Source organism: Leisingera sp. F5 (assembly GCF_001593695.1).
Map to the genome: position 1 here is coordinate 1 of NZ_LUKH01000086.1, position 7,222 is coordinate 7,222.

A 7,222-nucleotide genomic window follows, 5' to 3' on the forward strand; every position below is an offset into this window, starting at 1 on the left:
CGATTGAATTGCTCATTGCCTGCCAAGCGATAGAAATCCGCAACACAACCGGCAGCAGCGGCGGATTTCTAACTGGCATAAAGGAACAGGTTCGAAGGATTTCTCCCCCGTTGCGGGATGACCGGCCGCTTGCAAAAGAAATCGAGCATCTGTCAGCCGCCCTAAAACAAAAACGCATTGCTGTTTTCCGGTCCTGACGCAATCGGGCAGCAATTTTCAAATGCGGCTATCAGGCTGCAAGAGCCCTGGCTGAAACAGTTTGTGCCAAGCGGTTTGAAGTTTTTCTGGCCTTCAAGGCGCGGCAAGGGTTTCTTGCCGCGCCTTCTTTTTATCGCCCCTTTAGGGTAAGCGGTGCAAAGACCCCATGTTTCAATAAAATAAGGGGTTTGAGATACTGGCGCCACCTGAAGAAAGGAGGTGGTGATGCTGGACGGAATGATGCCGGAAGAGGTGAAGATGTGGGGATTCACGGTCCCTGTTTCCTCTTCCGGGCGGCGTAAATGGCCTGACGCGCTCCGCGCCAAGGCTGTTCAAACGATCCTTGCTGGAGCCGGAATCCGCGAGACGGCTGAGGAGATCGGAGCCAACAAATCGCTGGTCGCTCTCTGGGTTAAGAAGGCCGGCACTTCCGGGAAGAACCCAGCTTTTGTCGAGGTCGTTGCTCCTGTGGCCCAGCCGCCCTCTGCATCTCCTCACGTCAATGGACCCGAGGCTGCAAGCAGCACCTCCTGCCGGATCAGTATCGGAGCGGCAGCTGTCGAGATACTCCTTGGCTATCCTGCCGATCACCTGGTGGAAGTTTTGCGGGCCGTGAGGGCAGCACAATGATTTCTCCTGCCAGCAACTTCCGGATTTACCTTGCCTCGGAGCCGGTCGATTTCCGAAAAGGGGATGGACGGGCTTGCCGCCTGCGTAGCCAACAATTTCGAGCTCGATCCCTATTCCGGGGCGATTTACGTGTTCCGCTCACGGCGTGCCGACCGGTTGAAGATTCTGGTCTGGGATGGCTCCGGCCTTGTGCTGATCACGAAACGGCTGAACGGCAAGCGCTTCACCTGGCCGAAACCGCAGGCCGGGCCTGTCACCTTGAGCAAAGTGCGGTTCGATGCCCTTTTCGAAGAGATCGATTGGACCCAGGTAGCAGCATCAAACAGCCGCAAGCCCGTTTTCCTTTAAACCCACAGCCAGTTCCATGTTGAGCGGCCGGAGCGCTCCCGGCCAACAGCCCAACTTTGCCAGAGGTCTTACCCTGATGTCCCGCATCCCCTTCATCGAAGCCCGGTTTTTCAAACCGGAAGACATCTCCTAATACTCTCGAGAAGAGGTTCGCGCAGCATCTGCGCGACCTGCGAAGCCGGAAGCTGCCTGATACCGGCGCTGGTGCGGAGAACGCAGACAACAGTGAAAAATCCGCGAGGCGCCGCCACTCCACCAGCCCCAGCGAACAGGAGAGAGCGCGGATCAACCGCCGTGTTGCTCTTCTTCTCGAGCGCCGGAAAGCAGCTTCCGGCATAGGGCATCTCACCCGGGAACACAGGGAACGGCTTGCTGTGCTGCGGGATGACGTCAGGCTGGCTGCAATCGCTACTGAACACCAGGCTGATGAACTGGCGGCTGAGCTGCACGGGGAAATGCCCTGGATGGCTCCGGCGACGGAAACAGTGTGGCACGTGATGCGCCGGTCTGTGCGCGAAGGATGGCCTGGCCTGCGTCTGCTGCCTATTCTGCTGGATGGGCCGCCCGGTATCGGTAAAAGCCACTGGGCGCGGCGCCTCGGGCAGTTGCTCACAGTCCCAATGGCCGTTGTCGAGGTTACCAGTAAGATCGCGTCGTTCGGCGTTCACGTCATTCGTGAAAAACAACCAGAACAAGATTGCTGCTCTATCAATCCTCGTGCAGCGGCCAAGAGAACTCACACGGACCGAGCTACGTAACCTGCGGCTGGAACTGGACAAGTTGGGGTTTTCAGAAACGAGCCTTCGCCGTGCGTGGAATGACGCCTCGAATGAAGATATCGCCGCTTCGATCATAGGATTCGTAAGGCAGGCTGCACTGGGCGACCCCTTGATCCCGTTTGAAACCCGCGTGCAATCTGCTACGAAGGCAATCCTAGCCAAGGCGAAGTGGACAGACCCTCAAAAGACTTGGTTACGGCGTATTGCCGAGCAAATCACAAAAGAAATCGTCGTGGACCGCGAGAGCCATCGACCAGGGCACCTTTACCGCACAGGGGGGCTTTAACCGCCTCAATCGAGTGTTTAATTGTAGTGGTTCGGATGTGACCTGACAGTTGGCCGTTTTTCCGGCGGCGCCTGTCAGGTCACATCCGAACCACTACAACAGCATCATTCGCCTGGTCAAACCGCAACCCGGCGAAATTATCCAAGACCCTGCCGCTGGCACCGGCGGCTTCCTTATCGCTGCTGACCGCGCGATCAAGGACACCACCGACGACCTGTTCACGCTTACCGAAGAACAGGGCAATTTTCAGCGCCGCCTTGCCTTCCGGGGGCATGAATGGGTGCCGGACACGCACCGTCTGTGCGTCATGAACATGCTTTTGCATGGGATCGAAAGCCTTGTGGGTTGCGAGGACAGTTGCGCACCGCAGGGCGAAACGCTCGGCAAGGCGGATGTGATCCTGACCAACCCGCCGTTCAACAAGATGTCGGGCAATGTGAACCGCCCGGACTTCACCCTGACAGCGGGCGAACGTGTCGGCCCGATGCCCTTCCTCGAACACGCCGTTCGTAACCTCAAGAATGGCGGGCGCTGCACCATTGTCATGCCCGACAACATCCTCTTTGGCGACGGCACAGGCACCGAGCTGCGCCGCTTCCTGATGGTGAACTGCAACTTGCACACAATCCTGCGCTTGCCAACGGGGATCTTCTATGCTCAAGGCGTCAAGACCAACGTGCTGTTCTTCACCTGTGTGACGGACAAGGTCCACCCGGCGAACCACGTGCAACAGGCCACCAGGGACGTCTGGCTCTACAACCTGCGCACCAACATGCCGCCCTTCGGCAAGACCAATCCGCTGAAGCCAAACCACTTCGAAGAATTCGAAAGCCTCTTCGGTCCCGATTCCCTGGGCGGCGCAGACCGCGAGGAACAGGGCGAAGAAAGCCGCTGGCGCAAGCTGACCCGTGAACAAATCATCGAACGCGGCGACAACCTCGACTGGACATGGCTGCGCGACGAAAGCGGCGATCCCGAAGATGACATGACCGAGCCAGATGGAATCGCCGCAGCGATTTTGGGCCACCTTCGCGCTGCTCTGGACGAGATCGAAGCTCTCAGCGAAGAGCTGGAAGACATCCGCCTGGAAGTCGCGCCAGACAAAAACGTCATCGCCATCCCCGCCAAAGGCCCTGTCTGCACCCTCGCCGATCCGGTTGATTTCATCATCGCCTTGGCCTGCAAAAATCAGATCGTTTCCAACATTGCCGTCGATCTCGTCATTGCCGGCGCCGGCGAAAATGAAGTCGTCGCCCGGATTGGCGCTGATGTCGTCGTCACCATCGCCGCCCAGGATCTGGTCGTTGTCGCCGCTGCCCGCGATCGTGTCATTGCCGGCGCCGCCGGAAATGAGGTCATTGCCGCGGTTGCCCGACAGATCGTCATCCCCTTCGCCGCCGATGATCGTGTCATCGCCAGCCGAACCTTGGATCGAGTCGTTGCCGCCCGCCCCGTCGATGCCATCGTTGCCGCCGCGGCCAGCGATGGTGTCGCCGCCGCTGCCACCGATGATGATATCATCAAGGCCTGAGCCTTCGAAGGTTTCGCCCCCGCCGCCCAATATCACGGCGCCCGGCGCGGACGCGTCCGGAGCAGCAATGTCGCCCAACAGAAGCTCGGCTGTCGCCATCCGGCCCTGGCTGTCGGCAATGGTGTAGCTCACAACGTCAAACCCGCCGGTTGCTTCCGCAGTGGCGGTGTAGGTGATCTGGCCGTCCGGCTCGACTGACGCCGTGCCAAACTGCCCGTCTGTAACGGACATGACAACCGGCGTGCCGGGAGCTTGTCCCGGATTGTCATTTGCCAGCACATCAACACTGACGCTGCCGTTCAGGGCAGGCAGATCAGCCGCATCATCGCTGGCCGAAAGGATCAGGGAGGAGATCAGAACGTCCTGATCGTCAAACTGCAGCAATTCCACATCAATCAACAGGTCTTCACCATCCGGCCCCGTCACTGTGAGCGAACTTCCGTCCAGTGCATTCAGTGTGATCGTGTAATCCGCAGCCGCACCGCCGAAGATTGCGGTGTCGAAATCGAAACTGCCGTCGATCGTATCATTGCCGGCGCCTCCGATGGCTGTGTCATTGCCCCGGCCCAGGTCGATGAAGTCATCGCCGCCGCGCGCATCAATCAGATCATTGCCGGAGAACCCGCGGAAATTGTCATCCGTGTCGCAGCCGATGAGCACATCATCCACCCCCGACTCGCCGAAGATGTTACCGCAGGGGCGGATACCGGCGTCGATATCGCTGGCAGCCTCGCCTTTGCCTATTTCGATTATCTCGACCTTGCCAGCGGCAGTAACATCGGAGTCGATTGTATCATCACCGCCCTGATCCTGAGCGACGAAGCCGAAGCCGTCGACCTCAGCAAACAAGACCTCATAGCTGCCTCGGTCCAGATCTTCGAACGCATAGAAGCCATCGGCATCCGTCGTCGTGGTGGACACCTCGCCTGTATCAAGGTTCGTCAGAGTAATCTCTGCGCCGGCAACGCCCGCTTCGCCATTGTCGGTGTCACTGCCATCGGTGTCGAAGAAGTAACGGCCCGAGAGCGATCCCGGCTGCCCTTCGAAAACACCCAGATCAATGTCGGTTTCTGTGCCGGCACCAACAGCGATCACGCCGGACATGCCGTTTGCATCAACATCTGAATCGATCGTATCGTCCGAGCCCGCGTCCTGAATGGTGAATTCGGTGCCGTCAGGCGCCACGCCCATGATCTTGTAATCGCCGGCTTCGATGCCGTCGAACCTGTAGTTCCCTTCGGCATCGGTGGTCGTTGTGGCAACAATCATGCCGCCGGCATCAAGCAGCTTGATCGTGACATCAGCCTTGCCCGGCTCCGACACCATTTCTTGCTGGTCCTGGCCTTCGAGAACGATGTTATCGATGCGCACATATTCGTAGCCATCGCCCTTGGTCCTGATCGTGATGTCTTCCCCTTTGCTGATGGCAACATCCTTGATGACATAGGTTGAAAAGCCGCCATCATTCGACCCGCCGCCATCTGAATCGGCACCCAGCCGGATTGCTTCAACTAACTGACCATCTACCTTCAGCTTAATTTTGCTTTGGCCGTCGTTTTCATCCTGAACGCGTATCTTTACGTCGTAGACACCGGTTTTGCCGTCAAAGGTGGTGCTCAGCGTGCCGTAGCACCCTGCATAAGCCAGCTTGACAAGCTCGCCGCCGGACGCCTGGCTGCCGTCAACTGTCTTAAAGCCGCTTTTGTGCATGTTCTCGGCTTCGATTGTGTAGTCGCAACCGGGGATGGTGGTCACCTCCCCGTTAATGCCGTCACAATCCAAATCGCCAAAAACGGTGCCCGAAATGGATCCGGTTTCAATCTTGTCACCCGCGCCAAGGCATTTGTAATCAACCCAGTTGCCCTTGACGCCGCAGGTCTTGACCACAGTCAATTCAACCCCGGCCGGGGGAACATCATTATAAAAGGCGAAATAGTCTTCGCCCTCTCCGGGGGCGTCATGGCCTTCGATCTCGATTTCGATCAGGTAATAGGTATTGCCGTCCGAGCCCTTCAGGACGTGATAGCTTTCGGCATACATCTTCCCGCCGGCCGGTTCGCCATCGACATAAGCGTTTTGGCCGTACCTATCATCCGCGCTTTAATTTTGAATCAGAACCTATTGATTTCTCGATTAAATATGACTGAGCGCGGCGCATCCGGCGATTCTGCACCATCAGCCGCCAGCAAGGAAACTGGTTTACACGTGCAAATGCGGGGCCAGAACCAGTGCCGCGCTGGCCCAGGCCTGCTGGAATGGCGCAACCGGAGGCGTCCCCCCATCTTCCGCATTCTCGATCGCCAGCATCGCCGCGCGCAGGTCGGCCAGGCCCAGAACAGCCGCTGACCCTGCCAGCCGGTGCGCCTCTTTGCGCTGGCCAGCGTCGAGAACCGCGCAACCATGCAGCCCGTCCTGCAACTGATTTACCTCCTCGCAAAAGGAAGCCAGAAAGCTGCGTGCCCGGTCCTGCCCAAGGGCTTCAAAAAACTGGTGGATGTCCGACTGCGTTCGCGGCAGCACCTTGACCCCGCCGCCTGCCCTGCGGTCTATCACATCAGCCAGCTCAGCCTTGTTGGCCGGTTTGGTCAGAACTTCGGCGAACCCGGCGTCCAGAATGCGGGCGTGATCCTCCGCCGCGGCATGCGCGGTGAGCGCCACAATGTCGGTGCCCTCGGCCAGCTTTTGGGCGCGGATCCGGCGCAGCGCCTCGATCCCGTCCACCTGCGGCATGCTGATGTCCATCAGGATCAGATCAAACTGCCCGTCTTCAGCCGCCTGTACCGCCTCGGCTCCGCCCGGCACAGCCGTCACCTGATGCCGCTCCTGGCGCAGCATCGTGGCCAGAAGCTCACGGTTGATGTCGTTGTCCTCGGCGATCAGCAGACGGCAGGCACCGTTCTGCCGGGGTCTGTCCCGTGCTGCCTGGCGCGGCGGCGCCTTGGCCACGGGCAACGCCAGCGAGATAGTGAACAGGCTGCCTTCGCCGAGCTCGCTTTCGCATGCAATCGTGCCGCCCATAGCCTGCACCAGACGCTTGCTGATTGCCAGTCCCAGCCCCGTGCCTTCGCTGCCGCGGCCATAGCTGGAATCCAGAGTGATGAAATCTTCGAAAATCCGGTCAAGGTCGCCGGGCGCAATGCCCTGGCCGGTCTCACTGCGCCATCACTGGTGAACTTCAAGGCGTTGCCGATCAGGTTCAAAAGCACCTGCTGCACGGCGCGCGGCCGCCCGGCCACCACAGGCTTGCCGCCCAGGCTGCAGTGCAGTGACAGGTCGATCCCCCTGCCCTTGGCGCTGGCCTGCTGGCTTTCAATCAGACCGCTGACCAGTTCCTCAAGGTCAAAGATCCGCCGTTTCTCTGTATCAGCGCCGGCCTCCAGCCGCGACAGTTCCAGCACGTCATTCACATGCTGCAGGAGCAGGCCGCCCGAAACCCGCATCGCCTGCAAG

Annotated in this window: 6 protein-coding genes and 3 pseudogenes; 5 read left to right on the top strand and 4 right to left on the bottom strand. The window is 59.3% G+C overall.

Features of this window, described 5'->3' with window-relative positions; genetic code table 11:
* The 3 genes from A2I95_RS24080 to tnpB form a co-directional block, all read left to right on the top strand.
* Positions 1-197, top strand: a 197-nt coding sequence (locus A2I95_RS24080; protein WP_291733915.1) for a hypothetical protein, incomplete at its 5' end; no start/stop codon positions are given.
* Between the two features lie 226 nt (positions 198-423).
* Positions 424-828, top strand: a complete 405-nt coding sequence (locus A2I95_RS24085) for a transposase (protein ID WP_291733918.1) — start codon at positions 424-426, stop codon at positions 826-828.
* A gap of 63 nt (positions 829-891) precedes the next feature.
* Positions 892-1,176, top strand: coding sequence for an IS66 family insertion sequence element accessory protein TnpB (tnpB, locus tag A2I95_RS24090; RefSeq protein WP_291733920.1), 285 nt, complete (start codon positions 892-894; stop codon positions 1,174-1,176).
* 110 nt (positions 1,177-1,286) lie between these two features.
* On the opposite strand, the gene A2I95_RS24095 is transcribed toward tnpB, so the two are convergent.
* Complete coding sequence (locus tag A2I95_RS24095) at positions 1,287-1,871, bottom strand: hypothetical protein (RefSeq protein WP_291733921.1); 585 nt, start codon at positions 1,869-1,871, stop codon at positions 1,287-1,289.
* Between A2I95_RS24095 and A2I95_RS24100 the strand changes: the two genes are divergently transcribed.
* Together A2I95_RS24100 and A2I95_RS24105 are read left to right on the top strand one after the other, a co-directional pair.
* Entirely contained in the window at positions 1,852-2,241 is a 390-nt protein-coding gene (locus A2I95_RS24100; RefSeq protein WP_291733923.1) for a type I restriction-modification enzyme R subunit C-terminal domain-containing protein, read from the top strand. The two genes, A2I95_RS24095 and A2I95_RS24100, sit on opposite strands and share 20 nt — an antisense overlap.
* 49 nt (positions 2,242-2,290) lie before the next feature.
* Positions 2,291-3,124, top strand: a pseudogene (locus A2I95_RS24105) (class I SAM-dependent DNA methyltransferase); the annotation flags it as partial.
* 291 nt (positions 3,125-3,415) lie between these two features.
* Here the strand turns inward: A2I95_RS24105 and A2I95_RS24110 are convergent.
* From A2I95_RS24110 to A2I95_RS24120, 3 genes and pseudogenes are all read right to left on the bottom strand, one after another.
* Positions 3,416-5,812 (bottom strand): annotated as a pseudogene (locus A2I95_RS24110) (SdrD B-like domain-containing protein); the annotation flags it as partial.
* A gap of 159 nt (positions 5,813-5,971) precedes the next feature.
* Positions 5,972-6,718, bottom strand: a complete 747-nt coding sequence (locus A2I95_RS24115) for a response regulator (RefSeq protein ID WP_291733925.1) — start codon at positions 6,716-6,718, stop codon at positions 5,972-5,974.
* Positions 6,719-6,781: 63 nt separating this feature from the next.
* Positions 6,782-6,910: pseudogene (locus A2I95_RS24120) on the bottom strand (ATP-binding protein); the annotation flags it as partial.
* Positions 6,911-7,222: the final 312 nt, after the last annotated feature.

Bases quoted from the DNA above. Each gene is read 5' to 3' on its own strand.
- A2I95_RS24085 (WP_291733918.1), top strand. From the start codon at position 424: ATGCTGGACGGAATGATGCCGGAAGAGGTGAAGATGTGGGGATTCACG.
- tnpB (WP_291733920.1), top strand. From the start codon at position 892: ATGGACGGGCTTGCCGCCTGCGTAGCCAACAATTTCGAGCTCGATCCC.